This window comes from Pirellulaceae bacterium (assembly GCA_019636385.1).
Classification (GTDB): Bacteria; Planctomycetota; Planctomycetia; order Pirellulales; family Pirellulaceae; genus Aureliella.
Map to the genome: position 1 here is coordinate 1 of JAHBXT010000001.1, position 17,907 is coordinate 17,907.

The 17,907-nt window shown below is 53.4% G+C and carries 17 protein-coding genes and 1 tRNA gene; 6 read left to right on the forward strand and 12 right to left on the reverse strand.

Annotation, left to right across the window (positions count from 1 at the left end; all coding sequences use genetic code 11):
* Positions 1 to 284 precede the first annotated feature (284 nt).
* Together KF752_00005 and KF752_00010 are read right to left on the reverse strand one after the other, a co-directional pair.
* The gene (locus KF752_00005; GenBank protein MBX3419913.1) at positions 285 to 1,304 is read right to left on the reverse strand and encodes a tyrosine-type recombinase/integrase; all 1,020 of its coding nucleotides are present in this window, start codon (positions 1,302 to 1,304) and stop codon (positions 285 to 287) included.
* A 194-nt stretch (positions 1,305 to 1,498) separates the two neighbouring features.
* Positions 1,499 to 1,573 (reverse strand) — tRNA-Pro (locus tag KF752_00010).
* A gap of 357 nt (positions 1,574 to 1,930) precedes the next feature.
* Here KF752_00010 and msrA point away from each other — a divergent pair.
* Positions 1,931 to 2,632 (forward strand): peptide-methionine (S)-S-oxide reductase MsrA, encoded by a 702-nt coding sequence (gene msrA, locus KF752_00015; protein MBX3419914.1) that lies wholly within the window; start codon positions 1,931 to 1,933, stop codon positions 2,630 to 2,632.
* 25 nt (positions 2,633 to 2,657) lie between these two features.
* Here the strand turns inward: msrA and KF752_00020 are convergent, their stop codons facing one another.
* The 7 genes from KF752_00020 to KF752_00050 form a co-directional block, all read right to left on the reverse strand.
* Positions 2,658 to 4,193: a hypothetical protein gene (locus KF752_00020; GenBank protein ID MBX3419915.1), complete on the reverse strand. Its 1,536-nt coding sequence runs from the start codon at positions 4,191 to 4,193 to the stop codon at positions 2,658 to 2,660.
* A gap of 90 nt (positions 4,194 to 4,283) precedes the next feature.
* Positions 4,284 to 5,381: an alpha/beta hydrolase gene (locus KF752_00025; protein ID MBX3419916.1), complete on the reverse strand. Its 1,098-nt coding sequence runs from the start codon at positions 5,379 to 5,381 to the stop codon at positions 4,284 to 4,286.
* A 112-nt stretch (positions 5,382 to 5,493) separates the two neighbouring features.
* Positions 5,494 to 6,777, reverse strand: coding sequence for a TRAP transporter large permease (locus tag KF752_00030; protein MBX3419917.1), 1,284 nt, complete (start codon positions 6,775 to 6,777; stop codon positions 5,494 to 5,496).
* Entirely contained in the window at positions 6,774 to 7,490 is a 717-nt protein-coding gene (locus KF752_00035; GenBank protein ID MBX3419918.1) for a TRAP transporter small permease, read from the reverse strand. The genes KF752_00030 and KF752_00035 overlap by 4 nt, the downstream gene beginning before the upstream one ends.
* Complete coding sequence (locus KF752_00040) at positions 7,487 to 8,536, reverse strand: DctP family TRAP transporter solute-binding subunit (protein ID MBX3419919.1); 1,050 nt, start codon at positions 8,534 to 8,536, stop codon at positions 7,487 to 7,489. The genes KF752_00035 and KF752_00040 overlap by 4 nt, the downstream gene beginning before the upstream one ends.
* Positions 8,536 to 9,816, reverse strand: a complete 1,281-nt coding sequence (locus tag KF752_00045) for an MFS transporter (GenBank protein ID MBX3419920.1) — start codon at positions 9,814 to 9,816, stop codon at positions 8,536 to 8,538. The genes KF752_00040 and KF752_00045 overlap by 1 nt, the downstream gene beginning before the upstream one ends.
* Positions 9,779 to 10,828, reverse strand: a complete 1,050-nt coding sequence (locus KF752_00050; protein ID MBX3419921.1) for an iron-containing alcohol dehydrogenase — start codon at positions 10,826 to 10,828, stop codon at positions 9,779 to 9,781. The genes KF752_00045 and KF752_00050 overlap by 38 nt, the downstream gene beginning before the upstream one ends.
* Before the next feature lie 140 nt (positions 10,829 to 10,968).
* Here KF752_00050 and KF752_00055 point away from each other — a divergent pair, with 140 nt between their 5' ends.
* From KF752_00055 to KF752_00075, 5 genes are all read left to right on the forward strand, one after another.
* Complete coding sequence (locus KF752_00055) at positions 10,969 to 11,847, forward strand: MaoC family dehydratase N-terminal domain-containing protein (GenBank protein ID MBX3419922.1); 879 nt, start codon at positions 10,969 to 10,971, stop codon at positions 11,845 to 11,847.
* Positions 11,848 to 11,895: 48 nt separating this feature from the next.
* A complete protein-coding gene (locus tag KF752_00060) occupies positions 11,896 to 12,651 on the forward strand; it encodes an acyl--CoA ligase (protein MBX3419923.1) in 756 nt (251 codons plus the stop codon).
* Between the two features lie 446 nt (positions 12,652 to 13,097).
* Positions 13,098 to 13,502: a hypothetical protein gene (locus KF752_00065; GenBank protein ID MBX3419924.1), complete on the forward strand. Its 405-nt coding sequence runs from the start codon at positions 13,098 to 13,100 to the stop codon at positions 13,500 to 13,502.
* A 236-nt stretch (positions 13,503 to 13,738) separates the two neighbouring features.
* On the forward strand, positions 13,739 to 14,050 hold the full coding sequence (locus KF752_00070; GenBank protein MBX3419925.1) for a helix-turn-helix domain-containing protein: 312 nt from the start codon (positions 13,739 to 13,741) through the stop codon (positions 14,048 to 14,050).
* Between the two features lie 358 nt (positions 14,051 to 14,408).
* Entirely contained in the window at positions 14,409 to 14,690 is a 282-nt protein-coding gene (locus KF752_00075; GenBank protein ID MBX3419926.1) for a hypothetical protein, read from the forward strand.
* Between the two features lie 226 nt (positions 14,691 to 14,916).
* Here KF752_00075 and KF752_00080 read toward each other — a convergent pair whose 3' ends face one another.
* The 3 genes from KF752_00080 to KF752_00090 form a co-directional block, all read right to left on the reverse strand.
* Positions 14,917 to 15,948 carry a hypothetical protein gene (locus KF752_00080; GenBank protein ID MBX3419927.1) on the reverse strand — a complete coding sequence of 344 codons (1,032 nt, stop codon included), beginning with the start codon at positions 15,946 to 15,948 and terminating at the stop codon, positions 14,917 to 14,919.
* A gap of 148 nt (positions 15,949 to 16,096) precedes the next feature.
* On the reverse strand, positions 16,097 to 16,429 hold the full coding sequence (gene qac, locus KF752_00085) for a quaternary ammonium compound efflux SMR transporter QacL (protein MBX3419928.1): 333 nt from the start codon (positions 16,427 to 16,429) through the stop codon (positions 16,097 to 16,099).
* A gap of 256 nt (positions 16,430 to 16,685) precedes the next feature.
* Positions 16,686 to 17,720, reverse strand: a complete 1,035-nt coding sequence (locus KF752_00090; protein MBX3419929.1) for an integron integrase — start codon at positions 17,718 to 17,720, stop codon at positions 16,686 to 16,688.
* Positions 17,721 to 17,907 lie beyond the last annotated feature (187 nt).

Consider the following 17,907-nt stretch of genomic DNA (forward strand, 5'->3'; position numbering starts at 1 on the left):
GCGCAACTGCACTACTGCTAGCAACCGGCATACACTAACCTCTTTCCTTGGTTAATGTCAAATCAAGTTTTAACTATTACACATCAACAAAGTCGCGCGGCACACCGAAGAACCTCGCGTGCCCAGATTGAAAGGTGTAAGCCACACCGTACGAAAGAACTGTTCCGACGGGAATCAGAAGCAGCTTTGCGATGTCTCGGTTGCTGTCAGCCATTGGCGATATCTGCTTATTACACTGCACAGCGCAGCTTTAACGCCGCCCAGTTCACACAAACAGCCAACCACTAGCCATCGCTGTACAGTTTCGCGGCTGCTGAAATCATGTGGTCCCGATGCTTATCCAAATGCCCGTATACGCGGCTCACCATCGTCACATCTGAATGGCCAAGCAGCTCTGCAACCTCGGCGATCGACAATCCTTTCAACAGCCCATTCGTCGCAAACGTATGCCGATACGAATAGGCAACTACTGTCGACGGCAAGCCCAGATTTGTTCGCAGTCTCCTAATTTGACCAGACACGGAATCTTTTGTCCACGCACCGCCACGGGTATTTCGGAACAGCGGCCCTTTCGCATGCCTCGCAATCATCATCTTTGTTAAAGATTGTAGGCAGGGCGACAAATACACCACCAAGGGGCGGTTCGTCTTGGCTTTGGTCTTATGATCCTTGAAAATCCAGCAGCGACCATCAGCCGACACCTCCCTGGCGGTGACCTCTCGAATCTGCCTTGGCCGAGCCCCGCAGCGAGACGCGATCAAATACATCCGCAGCGCTGGACTGGCCGCCTGAACTAACATCTTGTGCTGTTCATCCGAAATCGTTTCGGTGCGAACATTAGCCGCCGGGCACTTCAGGTCATCCAATGGATTCGTTGCGATCTTCCCGCGTTTCTTTGCCCAATTGAACACAGTCTTAACCGCACGAATAGCATCCTTGCGAGTCGTTGGAGACCACTGCTTGACCTTCGTTTTTTCCTCTTCTGACCACTTCACCACGTCGACCGGCAACAAATGCTGAACCTGCTTACCCCCTAGCGCTGCCGAGAACTGATTCAAATACGACCAGTTGATCTTAAACTTAGCCTCAGCCTTTCGATGTTCATGTGACTGCAAGTACACCCTGACCAGCGTCCGTACATTTACCATTGGGCCTTCAGCAAACTTGCCGCCAAGCATTTGTCGCCAAATCTCAAATGCCGTTTTCTTGACTGAATCGAGGCGAATGAATTGCCCGTGATCGCCCTTCACATACCAGCACTTGCACGACTTTCTGTAGAACGGTTGGCGCATGAATCGACTCACCGAGACACTCTTGGGCAACGTGAGCCAGTGACTAAACCAGCTCGAATTGCCAGACTGTATTGAGTCCGATTCAGGTATTCAACGGAGTCGACTTCCGAAGAAACGGTGCAATTTTGGTGCAAACAACCCGCCAGGGGTGTTTTTCTCAAAACGCGATGTCGCCCTAACTCCTTACCTCCAAAAGAATTAGAAAATCGGGCCGGCGGGATTCGAACCCACGACCTCTACCACCCCAAGGTAGCGCGCTAGCCAGGCTGCGCTACGGCCCGATTTTTTATTCGTTCGAGGTTAATTCTCAAACGACGATACAAACGGTAGACAAATTGTGTGGCCTCGGACGACTAGCTGGAACACTCAGTTTTGCTGACGCAGTAGATGTGACTACACTACGGGCGACAGCCTGTCATACCAACCAAAATCGCTTCCGTTGCCGAAGAGCCTGTATTTTACTGGCAATAATTACCCTGGATAGTGCCCTGGCGATGGCCGACCGCGATCTTGGATAGCGATGGACGGCATAGTAGAATGCTTCTGAATAATCGACCGCGCTCGGCCGTAGCGTTAATTCTCGGTTGTTCTCACTTGTTTGTCCTGCTACTTGGCCGTCCCATTTGAGGTACTTCGTTATGCTTGCGTCAGGCTTTAAGCTACTGGCTGCGTTTGTCGGCGCAACCTGCTTTTCGTGCTTTGCCGTTGCTCAGGAGAGACAAGTGGACAACTTTAGCGATTCATCAACTCGCTCGGCCGAAGATGGCACCGCCGCTGACAGCCAGGGCGAGTTGGCTCGGGCTACCTTTGGCAATGGATGTTTCTGGTGCACGGAGGCCGTCTTCCAGAGAGTCAAAGGCGTTTCCGAGGTCGTCAGCGGATATATGGGTGGCAAGGTACCCAACCCTACCTATGAGCAGGTATCCACTAAAAAGACAGGCCATGCCGAGGTGCTTCACTTGCGCTATGACCCTAAAGTTGTGTCCTACGAAAAGCTGCTGGAGATTTTCTGGAAGACGCACGACCCGACGACTCCCAATCGCCAGGGGAACGACGTGGGGCCGCAATACCGAAGCGTCATTTTTTACCACGACGACAGTCAGCGCGAATTGGCCGAAAAATACAAAAAGCTACTGGACCAATCCAAGGCGTTTTCAAAACCGATCGTTACCGAAATCTCCCCTGCAGCGACCTTTTATCCTGCCGAAGACTATCACCAGAACTACTACAACTTGAACAAGAACGCCAATCCGTATTGCCGTATGATCCAGTACAAGCTGGAAAAGTTTCGCGAAGTCTTTCCAGATCAGGTAGATCCGGAAAAGGATCGCGTCAAATAGTCGATTCATGGCGCTGGAGAGAGACTTATTGTGGCTTGACGTCTAGCCACAAAGTGTCGTGCACCACGAATTGCCACTCGCCCTTGTAGACTTGCAACTCGCCGATAAAGTTCATAGCGTCGCCGACTTGGAACTTGCGGTACATTTTCAAGCGCAAGTCTTTGTCATGAGACCAGACGTCATATTGGTGATCAAACAGTCTGACTCGAAACGGCTTCTCGCCCGAAACTGTCGCTTGCACCAACAAAATCTGACCTAGGTAGTCTGCTGTTTGCAAAGCTGCATCCGAGCCAAGACTGTTGGCTAATTTCAATCCGTTGACGGTAACGGCTTGGTAGTTGACAGGCAGTGGCTGCGACGGGTTACCCTCGGTGGGACTGCCAGGGTTCTCCAGCTTCATGAACTGCTCAGTTGCACCTGGGGGAACAATTCGAAACCTGGCGTAGATTGGCAAGTGATCGGAAAAACCTCCGGCGGTACCATCCATCATCCGCCAGGGCAGGGGCGCCCGGGTGCCTGGCTGAGCATTTAAGTTCTCGAAAGCCGCGACCGTGAAGCTATTGTCGACGTACTGTAATCCCGTCGAGTCGTACATGCCGGATGAAATAATCATCTGCATCAGGGTTCCCCAATAGCCGCGATAGACATCGCTGCCGCGCCGATCTGTGGGTAGCTCGTACCACAAATTGTATAGCTTGGGAGCCGACCGCGATTGAACGGCCAACTCATCGCCCTGGCTACCCAGAACATCGTTCATTGCGGTTTGTGGCATGTCGTGGTAGCGTTCCGATTGATTGTAGTGACTGTTAAAGTCACCGCCGATGATCACGTCAGCCAGCGGTTCAGAAACAAATACTTGATCCAATCTCCGACGCAATACTTGGGCATTGTTCACACGAATTTTCTCGGACTCGGGGTCATCGGCACCCGACTTCCAGTGGTTGTTGAAGGTGTGCAGAAGCTGTGGACCAACCTGATGAACAGCCTCAAGAATCCCTCGAGCGCCATCGGTGTGATGCGTCTGTGAATGGACGATGGGAAATCGCGAAAAAGTCGCATTGACATGGGCGACGGTTCGTCCGGTGGGATCAGGACGATACTGGCCTACAACGACATGATACGGCCCGAGGCCAGCATCATGTAGCGTTTTAAGCAGGAAGGCCTCAACCGGCAAATCGCGGATTTCCTTGCCGGCCGATTCAGTCAGTACTTGGCGGATATTCTGGTTGGCAAACTGCTTGAGTACTGCTTGATAATCTGTTGGTTGGGACGAAGGTGTTTGGTCCGCCTCCAGCTCTTGAAACAGAATGATATCCGGTCCGCGCCCAGCCTGCACCTTAGACAGTACCTGCGCAATGTTTTCCAGCTTCTTCAGCAGGTGCTTGGGACCGTAACTCTCAGGTTTGTAGTCATCAAATAGTGCGACGCCATCGATGTCGAATAGATTCTCCACGTTGTAGCACAGGACCGTGAAGGTATCGTCCTGGGCTACCAGCAGACTCGTGCTGCCACCGAGTGTCACCATCGATGCTAGAAAAGCTAGCCAAGTACGTCGAATCATTTTGTTTTGTTTCCGTAAAGCACGCCAAGAATCGATCAGCCGCTGTGCGCTCGCACGCGGCTAGTGCAAACACGATCCCAGAATCGAAGGCTAACGCGTACCGGCTGATACGGCCTCCACAGCGCCTGCCGATTCCAACTTGGGATGTAGCCTATTGGACTCCAGAAATTTCAGCAGCACGGTTCTGAACTGTGGGTTGACAAAGGCACTCATGTGATCGGCACCTTCGATGGGCACTAATTGCAGCTTAGGCAGTACACCGACTAACGGATCGACGCTGGTTTTCAGCGGGTCTTGATCGCCGATCAAGGCCAGGACCGGCAAACGGCTTTTGCGCAAATCTGTTTCCGGTACCAGCAATCCATCGCGCCCGCGCATCAAGGCCGCCAAAGCCAAGTGATCGTTGACCATCATCGTTACGAAACTGGTCGACCGAAGTTGCTCGTCGGTAGGAACGGGTTTCCCTGGCGGCGTTAGCGCCTTGAGCAGCGGACCAACGCTGCGATCCTTTTCCAGCGCTTCCGCCAATTCATCCAAGGTAGCTTGGCGAGGATCCTCGGCACGCGGCCAGCCAGCACCACCCAGCGTTACGGAGATTAAACGCTCGGGTGCCGTGGTCAAAAGTTTGCAGGTAATAAAAGCTCCCATTGAATACCCGACGACATGAGCGCGAGCAATCTGCAAGTGATCCATCAGTCGTGTGACATCATGAACCAGCTCGATGCCGTATTGATTGGAATCGTGAGGCTTGTCGCTGCGGCCATGTCCGCGCATATCCAGCGCGATCACGCGAAAGTTATCGTCCAAAGCGTCGACAACTCCCGGCAATACCCAATTTAGCCGAGAGTTCGCGGTAAAGCCGTGGATCAAGATCACCGGCTCACCCTGACCCTGCTCGAGGTAGCATATTCGAACGCCATTGGAGTCGAAAAATCTCTCCTCTGCCGCGCACGCCGCACCGGTTGCAAGAATCACAAACATCAACATCAACCAGCGCGAAAGCATTTTTAATTCTCCTGTTGGGTCGCAATACGACGAACGGTCCAGAGCCACTTCAAGCAAGCTGACTATCAAGGCTCGCGTACGAGAATGAGTCATGATCGTTGACGCGACGCGCAATGTCAACAAGCGAATAAGGCGAGAGTTGTAGTCGTAGACGAAACTATCCACCGCTGAAGTTGATGACATTGGGCGGGGGAGTCGCAGGGAGTCTACCTGGATTCGTGACTCTGGACGCCGACGGCTGTGACTGCCGTCGGCTGCGCCTCTACTTGTCAGCATTTCCGGCCTCTATGGGATACTACGGCTTGCCGTTCAAGAAGTTGGGGAGCCAGAGACTGATTTGAGGTAAGTATGTAATCAACAGCAGCGTGATGGTTAGCGGGATCCAAAATCTGAATGTTCCGCGAATCACCACAGCTAGTGGGGCTCCGCAGACGGAACTGAGTACATACAGTACCAGACCCACTGGCGGCGTTAGAAGTCCGATGACGAGATTCAATATCATAATCATGCCCAGGTGCAGTGGACTGATTCCGTATTGTACGGCGGTTGGCAACAGGATGGGGACGGTAATCAGCAAGGCCGAAACGGGCTCGAGCAACATGCCGACGACTAGCAGTATCAAGTTCAGCAGTAGCAAGAAAACCCAGCGGTCGTCGGTTAGACTGGTTAAAGCAGCAGCAACCAGTTGCGGACCCTGCTCGCGTGCAATTACCCACCCGAATAATCCAGCGGCAGCGACAATCAGCATGATGGTGCCAGTGGTTTGTGTCGTGCGGTGCATGATTTCCAGTAAGCTGGCAAATGTCAGCGTGCGGTAACATAATCCGAGCAACATCACATATAGCACGGCAGCGGCAGCTGCCTCGGTGGGCGTAAAGACTCCACCCAAGATGCCTCCAAGAATAATCACTGGCGTCAGCAACACGGGGAGCGCTTGCAGCACCGCTGACCCGGTCGCAATCGAGTCTTCTGGTAACCGATCACATTCGGGATGTCTACGAGCGTAGCGAAAGACCGAAAGACATAATATGGCAGCTAACAACAGAGCTGGAATGATGCCGGCAACGAACAGAGCACCAACGGGGACTCCAGCCGTGACGGCGTAAATAATGGCTGGAATGCTGGGCGGCATGATTGGACCGATTAGCGACGAGGCTCCGGTTAGCCCCAGCGAGAACCCTTCGTCGTAACCGCGTTTCTTCATGGCTGGGACCATCACGCTGCCCAGTCCAGCGGCATCCGCTACTGCAGCGCCGCTCATCCACGAGAACATCACGCTGCTGAGCACGTTGACATAGGCCAAACTACCTGGCAGCCCGCGCAATACCGCTTGCAGCAAGCGAAATAGTCGGTCGGCCAGTCCGGCTGCGTTGCTGACGTAGCCCGTCATGATAAACAACGGCACAGACAACAATGGAAAGGAATTTATAGCCGCCAACGTCCGCTGCAAGGCGACTCCCAAGGTGATGTCCGGCGAAATCACGACATACAAGAGGCAAGGCAGCAGCATGCTGATCGCCACGGGAACGCGAATCAAGAGTAGCAGCAAAACGCAGCCCACCAACAAAGTCAAAGTCATGTCGGCTTGGCTCCAGTCGTCCGAGTGTGGATGTCCGTCCGCGTTTGGATGTCTACTGTGGCGGAAATCTGACGGTCTCTGCTTGACCGATCCGCCGACGCGCCAAGTTGATCCAGCGGTTGGCGAACACAAGAGAGCCACACCAAATTGAGGATATTATGCAACGTCATCAATAGCAGTCCGACACTTAAGGCACCGTACCAGATGCTCTTGGGAATCCCCAGGGCTGGTGAGGCAACCGGATGCACATACCACACAAAGCGCAAGCCACCTACACATAACGCTCCGCACGTTGCAGCCACAACAATGCAGGCCAATGCGTCCCACCATTGCCGGGCGTTTTGACGTAGACGACTGGACCAAAGATCGACGGTAATATGCCGGCCCTCGGCCATGACTCTTGAGGCTGCTAAGAATGTGAGCCAAATCATGCTCAGCCGGGCAGCTTCTTCACTCCACGAAAACGGCGCACGAAACATATAGCGAGCGATCACTTGAGACCCCATCACTATGAGCAAGACTCCCAGCATGGTTGTAGCCAGCCACCTTTCGACATCCATCACAATTTGCGTTACCCGCCGCAGCTGCTTCGCCATCCCGGCTCGTTTAATCTGGTCATCAGCCACGGCCGTTCGATTTCCTGAAAGCTGACTCCCTAGCCGAGTGTCGTTGGGGTCATGAGGATTTGCGCGTGGTTCGGATGGCTGGTTCATCGCGGTCTCCCTTGGGCAGTTGCCGATGTTTCCTTCTTTATCGGCTCGATACCCGCAATTTGGCAGTACAGCTCACTAAATGGAAAGCCCGTGGCGAAATGTCGATGTGCAAGCTGCCGGAAAGCGTCTACATCAACATCTTCGATAATCTGCATTGTGCCTTCACGGCGCCATTGGTCCATCAGCTCCTGTTCCCGTGCCTCGGAGCCGCGATAAACATCCCGTCCCAACTGAGAAATGCTCTCCTGCAGAGTTGTCTGCTGAGCAGCCGTTAATCGCTGCCAGACACGTTCGTTGACTAGTATCTGGATGGAGGATTGAATATGGCCGGTCAGACACAAACATTTTTGAACTTCGTGAAAGCCCATCGCCTGGATCACCGGCACCGGATTTTCTTGACCGTCGGCGATCCCTTGCTGTAAAGCCAGATAAACTTCTGCGAAAGGAATCGGCAGCGGGCTGGCCCCGAGTGCTCGACCGGACTCTTGCCACACCCGGGCGCCTGGCAGCCGCAGTCGGAAGCCTTGCAAATCCTGTGGCGTGCGGATGGGACGATTGGCGGTAATGTGCCGAGCGCCGTAGATCCAGGTATCGAGCACACGCACGCCATATTTCAGCTTCAGTTGTTGCCAGTGTTGCGCCAATAGCGGACCGCGCGCCACCTCCAGCATGTGATCCAAGTCGCGAAAGACATAGGCCGCGTCAAACACACCTAGCGGCGGATGCCACATCGCCAAGAACGACGGCCCGGCAATGGCCAATTCCAGTTCACCGGCTACCAATTGCTCTAGCAACTCTTCTTCGTTGCCCAATTGAGCTGACGGGAATACGGCCACACGTAAATCGCTACCAGCTGTTCGCAGTCGCTGCTCTAATTGAGCGGCCCCGAAGTGATGCGTGGGCGAGAGTACTTCGTATACATGCGCCATTTGCAATCGCGGCGGTACTTCAGACGCAACGTTCGCCCCGCACCCGCTCACATGACCTAGCAACAGGAGAAAACCCAGCAGGCGAGCTGTATCGAACACAATCGCAGATGCGCTCATTAGTTCACCGCGCCGCTGAGTTCTGAATTCTTAGTTGACGTAGTATGATGACGGTCTACGCGACCACCAGCCAACAACAGAGCCAGAGCCAATCCGCTGGAGCACATACAGGCCACCAACATAGATGCCGCCGAGTAGTGTTCAATCAACCAACCACCAACGGCTCCACCCACGATGACCGTAAAGCTCAAGAACACCGCATCCATGACTGTCATTGCCGATGTTTGCACATGGGTATCAACAACCGTAAAGATGTAATTTCTAAGCGCGGTCAGTAGCAATCCAAAGGCCAAGCCCTCGAGAATCGCCGTTGCCATGATAATCCCTGGCGTCTGAAAATAGATGATCAGGCCGTATCGCAACATGTATAGACAGCCGGAGATTACCATCAATTTGCGCGGGGCCATTCGCGACAGTAACCATACCGACGCAAACATCGCGGGAATTTCCGCCATCACTCCGACAAAAAACGTCCACCCCAAATCGCGGACTCCCCCACCAGTGTCTTTGATTAGTAAGCCTTGGAAATTGAAAGTCGTCTGCACTCCCAAATACATGAAGAAGATAACGATCAGGATATACAGGTATGCACCGTTGCCGAACAGGTATTTGATCGCCCGAATGATCGTCAAACGCGGCACTACCGCAGATGATGTGGGTGATGTTGCCTCCGGCTGAGACTCGATCGCATCGGGGATGATCAGTGACGTCAGACACAGCAGGATGGCGGCAACTTGAGCGACGATGAACATCATATTCCATGACACAAATTCGACCAAATAGGCAGTCATGAGTGCGGTCGAGGCCCAGCCCAACGATCCAAATCCGCGAATGCGCCCAAACAACGGCTGCTGGTGGTGATGGCCTAAGTGCTTGAGCGTCCACGAATCCAGCATCGGGCCGATGGGTTGTTGCAAGAACCCGACGACAGCCATGCAGGGATAGACCCAGCGCAAACTATCGACTAATGGAAAACTGCCCAGCACGATGACCAGCAAGCCCGCAGCGATAGCTACAGGAATGCGTAGGCTGGTGAGCTTGTCCGACAGGTATCCAAATACGTTCTGACCAATCAGAGCTGACAGCGTGTAGACCGACATCATCAGACCGATATTCGATTCCGAGATAGCGCGCTGGTCCTGAAAATAGAGAGTCCAGTACCCTAAAAAGGCCGCAGACATCGCCCAGTACAGGTAGATCGCCAAGCGAAATCGCCAAAATATCTGCGACAGACTCAGCATATTATGCAGCTTGATGCGAGTAGTCAGGGTCGAATTCACTACGCAGCGTCTCGATTGCCTGTTGAATGAAATCCTCTGTAATCGGACGCTCGTTCAAAATGGAATAGCTGTACCCTTTTTCTTCGACGTAGGCATTGCAGGCCCGCAACGCCCGGCAAACATCATCGTAGCTGATATCCATCGAGGCGGGATGGATGGGGACACCAGCTTGTTTAATCAGCGATTTTATGGCGGCGACATCGTTGTCTTGCAGGAGGCTCATCAGCAAAATCCCGAGGTTAATCACCTTGCCGTGCAGAAAGTGTTTGCGCGTGAGTGCCTCCAGGCAATAGTAGAAGAAGTGCTCAGACCCTTCTTCGTATTGACAGTGACCGACGCGATAATTTTCGACGGCTACGAAACGAAAACCCTCCATCAACATGCGGATGCCGCGCTGGCTGACAGCGTAGACTTCTGGCATGTTATTTTTGACATCCTGTAGGATGCCGGCTGTCTGCTGATACAACGTTTCGTCCATTTGGCTGCGCCCCTGGGCTACCGCCAATCGCCAATCAAATAACGCGGTATGGCAACTAAGTAGATCGCATACTCCAGAGCGATTCATGACAGGTGGGGCTGACTGAAGGATGTCAAAGTCACAGTAAATCTTGTGCGGAAACATCTGACCCACATACTGCACTTTGCCGTCGATGCGCAACGCGATGGGATACGAGAACATTGCATCTACCGAAATCGCCGTGGGAACTTGGAAAAGCGGGCGCTGCGATTTCCAGGCATGGTACTTGGCAATGTCCATGGCCATGCCACCCCCCAGGCCGATAGCCACGTCAAAAGGTTCTAACGCAGCGTGCTCGTTCTCCAGTTTGCTGGCTTCCATCGTTTGAGCCATAACTAACTGAGGCTGCAAGGGTTCCATACGGCTGCCGTACAGTTCCCACAATCTTGGGTCGGTAACCAACAATACACGCTTACCCCGGGCAAGTTCGAGCAGCTCACCTGAGCAGTTTTGCCCATACACCACGTCGTACTCAATTGAGTTCTTGCTTGTCATCTGTGAGCCTGTACGGTAATTCTTGGGGGGCTAGTCGCCAGTCGCCTGCCGCCAGTGGCGTGCTCTGCTATGATTGAGCAAGTTACTCAGGCACGCAACCGTCCGCGAATGAAATCCGCCTGATTTTTCGAGAGGTCTCTATGGAAATCAGCTCATCTTTCGTTGGAACCCAGCTTCGACCGCTGTCGATCGAAATCACTTCGCGCCAAGCCATGAATTATGCGGCCAGCGTTTTCGACGATAATCGAGTCTATTTTGATGATGTTCATGCCAGTGGAATTGTGGCGCATCCCATGATCGCCTGCGCGATCACCTGGGCTATCTCGCGCGACTTCGAGCAGTTTCTAACGTCGGGCAGCTTTCCGCACCACGTTCGCCGCCAACAAGTTCATTACAGTGAGAGCTTGACTTGGCATCGCCCGCTGCGTCCAGGAGATCGCCTGGAGGTGACAGGAGATATTGTAGCCATCGTACCGCACCGCGCGGGAACGCATTTTGTCGTGCGCTATCGGGCGGTAGACCAGCAGGGGCAACCGGTATTTACCGAGTACGCCGGAGCAATCTTGCGCGGCGTGCAGTGCTGTGATGAAGGTCGTGGAGAGGAAAATTTGCCGGCAGTTCCCCGATTTGCCAAGTCTCCAGAGATGTGGTCGGCTGAACTGAAGATTCACCCTCTGGCTGCGCATATCTACGATGGCTGTGCCGACATGCACTTTCCTATCCACAGTTCCCAGGCGTTTGCATTGTCGGTCGGTTTGCCAGGTATCATCCTGCACGGGACCGCCACATTGTCCTATGCCGTTAGCGAGTTGCTGCGACGTGAAGTTGGCAATGACCCAACACGGCTGCAACAACTGGATTGTCGATTTACAGGCATGGTAGCGCCCGGCTCAAGCGTATATTTGCAGTTGCTAGGCAACGAACCGAATCAGAAACACGCCGATTTGTTTTGGCAGGTTGTAGGAACTGATGGTCGACCGGTGATTAGCAACGGCAGATTGCGTGTTCAAATCGACTAGTTGGCGAACACTCACTATTGACAACCAAAGCAAAAGAATGGGGGCTCAATGATTGATCAGTCGACCGCTGTACTGCCGTCGGTAACCCGGATTTTTGAGTGTGTCCAGCATTGGGCGCGCGTTACACCGGATTCGGAAGCTATTGTTTTCCAAGACCGGCGGCTGACCTATGCCGAACTGCAAGCAGCCATCGATAGAGCAGCTCGAGCGTTGCTGGCCGCCGGCACTCGGCCTGGCGATCGGGTGGCCATGCTGGCAATGGCATGTCCAGAATTCATGATTACGTTTTTGGCCGCCAGTCAAGTCGGTGCGATGTGGTTGGGATTGAATCCCAAGCTGAGCGCTCGCGAGTTGAGTTACATCCTGAACGATTGTCGCCCCAAGCTGTTGTTCACAGTGGATAGCTATGGCGGCAAGTCCATGGCGGAGGAGTTGGCGCGAGTCGATTTGAAAGGCGCTGGCGTCGACGCGACAGTTGTCATGGGCCAGCCGTGGGCAGGTGTTCGGTCGTATCATGAATTCACAGCCGCAAGTGTCCACGACCTGACGTCTGAACTGGCAGCACGTGCTGCCCAGGTACAACCAGACGATGATGTGTTACTGATGTATACGTCGGGCTCGACGGGACAACCCAAAGGTGTAATTCAGACGCATCACAGTATTTTGGTTAATGTTCAACAACAGGCGCGCTGCTTTTACATGGATCGCTCCACGCGGTCTCTGCTGCACTTTCCCATCAATCACGTGGCCGCCGATGTTGAAATTGGCTATGCGACGATGTTCATCGGCGAGCGCTGGTCATGATGGATCGCTTTGATCCGGCGGCGACCTGAAATACTGGGCCGTGAAAGACACGATGCTGGGCAGATTCCGGCCATGTTCTTGATGCAGCCACTTTTGCCCCAGTTTCGCGAACACGGACTTCAGTGGCCTGAAAGGCAATTATGTGGGGAGGTGCGCAGCCCCCATGAAACTGTTGCCCGGACTCAAGCAAATCAGTCAAGCGACGGTGCTATGCTGATGACTGGGTATGGTTCGACTGAGGCGTGCGGTTTCATTACCTATACAACCAACTGACGATTTGGAGCAGTTGGCTACCAGCGTGGGCCGCGCCTGAAGTTTGAGCTGGCAGTTGACGACCAGCGACAGCCACTGCCAACCGGACACTGGAGCTCGCGATTCGCGGACCGTTTCTGTTTAGGAGTATCTCAATAAACCCGAAGCGACAGCTCAGGGCCAAAAAGATGCCGATGGCTGGTTTTTACACTGGCGACCTGGGCTATCTGGACGGCGCGGTGCTGTATCTAAACGGCCGCAAATCAGAGATGTATAAGACAGGTGGCGAGAATGTCTTTCCGCGCGAGATCGAAGATGTATTGTGTGAACATCCAGCGGTGGCATTGGCAGCCGTGATCGGCGTGTCCGACCCGTTGTATCAGGAGGTTGGTTATGCACTGGTTATGCTGCGTCCTGGCGCGTCCATTACGCCTGACCAGCTCAAAGAGCATTGCCAGTCGCACCTAGTGAACTTCAAAGTCCCCAAGACGATTGAAATCCGCCCGATGTTGCCGCTGCTGGCCAATGGCAAAGTGAACAAGTTAGAACTCAAACGCGAAATTGCAGCCACGACTACGAGCCATGGTGCTACGCCGTAGGGGTGGGACGCGCCACGCTGCTGCACTGTATAATATTTGAATCACAACAGTTATCAAGACAGGACAGCACGATGACACCCATGTTAATTTATGGTGCCAATGGTTACACCGGTGAACTCATTACGCGACTGTCCGTCGAGCGCGGCATGCGTCCGCTGCTAGAGCAGACCTCGAATTGATGTAGCGTCGGATGTAGCGGATTTGCTTTAATACATTTTGCCCAAGGAGGTGGCCAAATGCGTGCTTATTCGATGGATTTGAGAATTCGTGTACTCAAGGCCTGTGATTCAGGGTTGGGAACGACGGAAGTTGCCGAATTGTTTGACGTGTCGACCGCTTGGATTCGAAGGCTCAAGCAACGCCGTCGTGAAACAGGTCAAATCGGTGCTCGTGAGCAAAGACACGGCCCGCTTCCCAAACTACACGGACACGAAGAGGAGCTCGTGAGAATTGTCGAGGAACAGCCGGATCGAACGGCCAAAGGAAATCGCGGCATTACTTCCGCTTTGCATCGCATCAAACCGTCGACCGCTTTGTTCGTCGTTTGAACTATCGATTTAAAAAAAGACATTGACGGCGGCCGAGCAGCAGCGGCCTGATGTAGCAGAGAAGCGGCTGCGATGGCGTCGTTGGTGCCACACCTGGACGCAAGGCGATTTGTCTTTCTCGATGAGATCTTGGCAAAAACAAATATGTCACGCTTAGAGGTAGAGCCCTCCCGGGCAAGCGAATCATCGGAAATGATCCCCCACGGCCATTGGAAAACCACGACTGTATTGATGGGACTACGATCCGAAGGAATCGTATCTCCATTGGTCATTGATGGGCCGGTGAACGGTTTCGGTCTTTCTAGCTTGGATAAAACAGCAGTTCTGCAAAGAGCTTCGCTATAAAGACATTGTCGTCATGGACAATCTCTCGGGCACTTTCAAAGTCGCCGGAGTCGTCGAAAGCCTTATCGAGTCGGTTGGCGTTCGCTACCTTCCCTGCCCGCCCGACCCTGGGAACCCGATCGAAAATCTCTGCAGTAAACTAAAGTGGCTGATTCGAAGCGAGGCGACCCGGACCGTCCAAGCCCTCTGGAACGCAGTTGGCAAACTGGTCGACCGATTCCATCCGAAGGAATGCCTCAACTACATTATCCATGCCGGATATCGCCTGAAGAATACAGCCGCTACAACTACTTGAGGTCTGCTCTAGGTTGGTATTGAAGAGGTGGCGGAACGAACGCCGGTATCTCAATGGCCTCGTTGCAGGTTGGGCAGTTGCCTGACATGCCCGAATGAGACTGCTCTACAAGTATGTGTTGCCCACAGTGGGCGCACTCAAGTTTAAGAGTTTGATTGGTAGCTTCCATTTTTAGTGTGCGCGTGAAATGTCGCCGAACGACCCGGATCACCGGGCCGGGAGTTATCTATCCATTGTCAACTCGGCTTTTCCGGCTCCGGTGCATCCGTTGGTTAGGACTTCTTTCTGCGGATCCGTTGGATTTGGTTCCGGCGTGAAATTCATCCGCACCTTCCTTGACCGAATCATGACCTTCTTTACCGGTCTCGATTTTGTCGGCGCGTCGATTTTGATCGGTGTGAGCTTTTGGATCGTGGTTTTCATTTGGGGGCTCAGTTTTTGGTTTGGGTAGGGCGAACTTGATTTTAACGAGCAAATCAGTCTGCGTGAAGTCTCTCAAAAAATCTCCACCGAGCGTTTTGGCGTTACCGGATAGTAGGTTCTCAAAGAGTTTTTCTTCGATTGGATGTGGTCTGCGTACGCATTTGAACAGCTTATCCGCCTCACGGTAATCGATTACGAAGGAGTGTGACGGATACTCTTCAATTAATGATCGCAAAGACGATTCCGACATTCCTAGTCGAATTCCGTATTGCATTGCAATATCTATCGACCGTTGAAGCTCGCCGATCCAAATCGGGTCGATTTTCTCAGTAATGGGTGCAAATAGTCCAATTGCTAGCTGATTCGCGATCTCAGACGCGGTTTTTGTCGTGATGATACCACCACTGCTAGTTCGCACTCTCAAAAAGTTCTCTTCCCACGCTTCAAATGCTTGCTTTGATACAAACTTGATGGCCTGAGAAATCGATAGTCCTGAACTTCGGCGAACAAATTCATCTGGGCTAAATACTTGAACATCCAGAGGCCCTAATTCACCGCATGGAGCTATCACCAATTCGGTGGCTCCAATTGCCATAAGAGTCCCAGCGCTCTTGCAAGCTCCCCACACGCCAACGACGAAGTCGTCATACGATACTTGAAAATGTCTCGCGACCCGATACGCAGCATCGGCGTCGCCACCGGGAGTCGTGAGCAGCAGGAAAGCGCGTTTATTTCCAGAAACGCCGATATGTGGTCGCAGAAGTTTGTGCAGTACGGGGTGTATGTCACCGTTGTAGATGAACACGTCGCTATTGAGCAATTTGGCATCTGCCAACTGGTCTAGTTCGTCTTGGTCGTCGTCGGCAAAGGCTACTTCGACTTCGGCGAAATTCATGTTCATGGTCTTTCAATGTCCTAACACCTGAATTAAGCCGCGCCGCGAAGCGGCGTCGGCTTGAATGAATTGTTAGATGCCAGCCCGATCAATGTGCGCTGACCTTGGATAGCAGATTTAGAACGGCGACGCCACTAACGATAAGTCCCATGCCAACGAACGCCCACAAGTCTAGTTTCTGGCCATGGAAGATCCAAGCGATAGCTGCCACAAGTACGATGCCGAGGCCAGCCCAAACAGCATAAGCAATGCCGACCGGGATGGACTTGAGTGCGAGAGAGAGGAAATAGAACGCAAGCCCGTAGCCAGCCACAACTACAACAGAAGGAACTAACTTGGTGAATCCATGGCTGGACTTCAGTGCGGAAGTTGCGACGACCTCACCAAATATTGCAATAGCCAGAAAGAGCCAGTTCTTCACGTGCAATCTCCTCTACGGTATGAAGGAGAAATAGTGGTGGCTATGAGTTGCCAAAAACAGTCTTGCGGCTGTCGATTTTCTGTGAGCATACGCAACGCCAAATCTGGCATCTAACTTATTATTAGGCTGATCAGCCTACTACCTGTAGGCCGCAAATTTGCAGCCTACCACACAGGCGTTGTTGTTTTGTAAGTCATATTGTAACAATCACTTAAGTATTTGTCACGCTAGTCTGTGCGTGATAGGCTGTTTCAGCCTAGCGCTCAGCGGGCCGGCGAACCAGAACGTCGGCGGGGCTACGAACGCCTCGCCCACCTCGGTTCAAGACATGGGTGTAAATCATGGTCGTACGAACGTCGCTATGGCCAAGCAACTCCTGCACGGTGCGAATGTCATAGCCGTCTGCGAGCAGGTGTGTGGCGAATGAATGCCGGAATGTGTGGCTGGTGACCCGCTTGGTGAGTCCCGCCTGTCGGACAGCGGACGCCACCGCCCTCTGAACCAGAGACTCATCGACGTGATGACGGCCCTGTTCGCCAGTCTGACGATTGCGCCAGCGATGCTCCTGCGGGAACACGAACTGCCAGCGCCACTCGCGATTGGCGTTCGGGTACTTGCGAGCGAGGGCATGCGGCAACTCCACACGACCGAATCCATCGGCCGCGTCCTGCCGGTGAACCGCCTCGACGCGCCGGAGATGCTCCTGCAAGGGGTGGATGATCGCATGCGGCAACATCGTGATACGATCTTTATCGCCTTTTCCCTCGCGAACGGTGATTTCACCGCGTTCAAAATCCAGATCCTTTACTCGCAAGCGGAGTGCTTCAAGCAGTCGCAGCCCGCCGCCATACAGCAGCATCGCGATCAACCATTTGTCTCCTCTAAAGTACATCATCACCCGCGACACTTCGTCCACCGTCAGCACGACCGGTAGTCGCCTCGGCCGACGGGCTCGAACGACGCCTTCGATGCGGTCGAGCGGCTTTTCCAGGGCATGCTGGTAGAGAAACAAAACGGCGGACAGAGCTTGGTTCTGCGTCGAGGCGGCAACGTGTTCCTTGACGGCCAGATGGGTCAGGAAGCGGTTGACATCACCCTCCGCCAGTAGTCGGGGATGATTGTGATCATGGAACTCGATGTAGCGGCGAATCCAGTGGAGGTAGGCCTCTTCAGTGCGGCGGCTGTAATGGCGAACTCGCAAAACTTCGACGATGCGGTCGTAGAGACGAGGCACGGGCTTATCGGCATACAAACCCAAGGGCGTTCGGTGTTGCTCCGTTGCTGTCGTCATGGTTCAATCCTCGCCAGAAAGCCAGTACTCACCAATAATTAGAGCGGCCACGAGACGTGAAAACAATCCTCGGATTCCGTCTGAGACACTTTTTTCAGGAAGTTCTTACGAATCGTCCCTGCCGCAGGATATAAGGGGTAAGACGGGCATGATACTTTCCAATGGATTCAAGATACGAGGGAGAAAC

Coding starts and splice junctions, on each gene's coding strand:
- msrA (MBX3419914.1), top strand. CDS start 1,931: ATGCTTGCGTCAGGCTTTAAGCTACTGGCTGCGTTTGTCGGCGCAACC.
- KF752_00020 (MBX3419915.1), bottom strand. CDS start 4,193: ATGATTCGACGTACTTGGCTAGCTTTTCTAGCATCGATGGTGACACTC.
- KF752_00025 (MBX3419916.1), bottom strand. CDS start 5,381: ATGTCATCAACTTCAGCGGTGGATAGTTTCGTCTACGACTACAACTCT.
- KF752_00030 (MBX3419917.1), bottom strand. CDS start 6,777: ATGACTTTGACTTTGTTGGTGGGCTGCGTTTTGCTGCTACTCTTGATT.
- KF752_00035 (MBX3419918.1), bottom strand. CDS start 7,490: ATGAACCAGCCATCCGAACCACGCGCAAATCCTCATGACCCCAACGAC.
- KF752_00040 (MBX3419919.1), bottom strand. CDS start 8,536: ATGAGCGCATCTGCGATTGTGTTCGATACAGCTCGCCTGCTGGGTTTT.
- KF752_00050 (MBX3419921.1), bottom strand. CDS start 10,828: ATGACAAGCAAGAACTCAATTGAGTACGACGTGGTGTATGGGCAAAAC.
- KF752_00055 (MBX3419922.1), top strand. CDS start 10,969: ATGGAAATCAGCTCATCTTTCGTTGGAACCCAGCTTCGACCGCTGTCG.
- KF752_00060 (MBX3419923.1), top strand. CDS start 11,896: ATGATTGATCAGTCGACCGCTGTACTGCCGTCGGTAACCCGGATTTTT.
- KF752_00065 (MBX3419924.1), top strand. CDS start 13,098: ATGGCTGGTTTTTACACTGGCGACCTGGGCTATCTGGACGGCGCGGTG.
- KF752_00070 (MBX3419925.1), top strand. CDS start 13,739: ATGCGTGCTTATTCGATGGATTTGAGAATTCGTGTACTCAAGGCCTGT.
- KF752_00075 (MBX3419926.1), top strand. CDS start 14,409: ATGGACAATCTCTCGGGCACTTTCAAAGTCGCCGGAGTCGTCGAAAGC.
- KF752_00090 (MBX3419929.1), bottom strand. CDS start 17,720: ATGACGACAGCAACGGAGCAACACCGAACGCCCTTGGGTTTGTATGCC.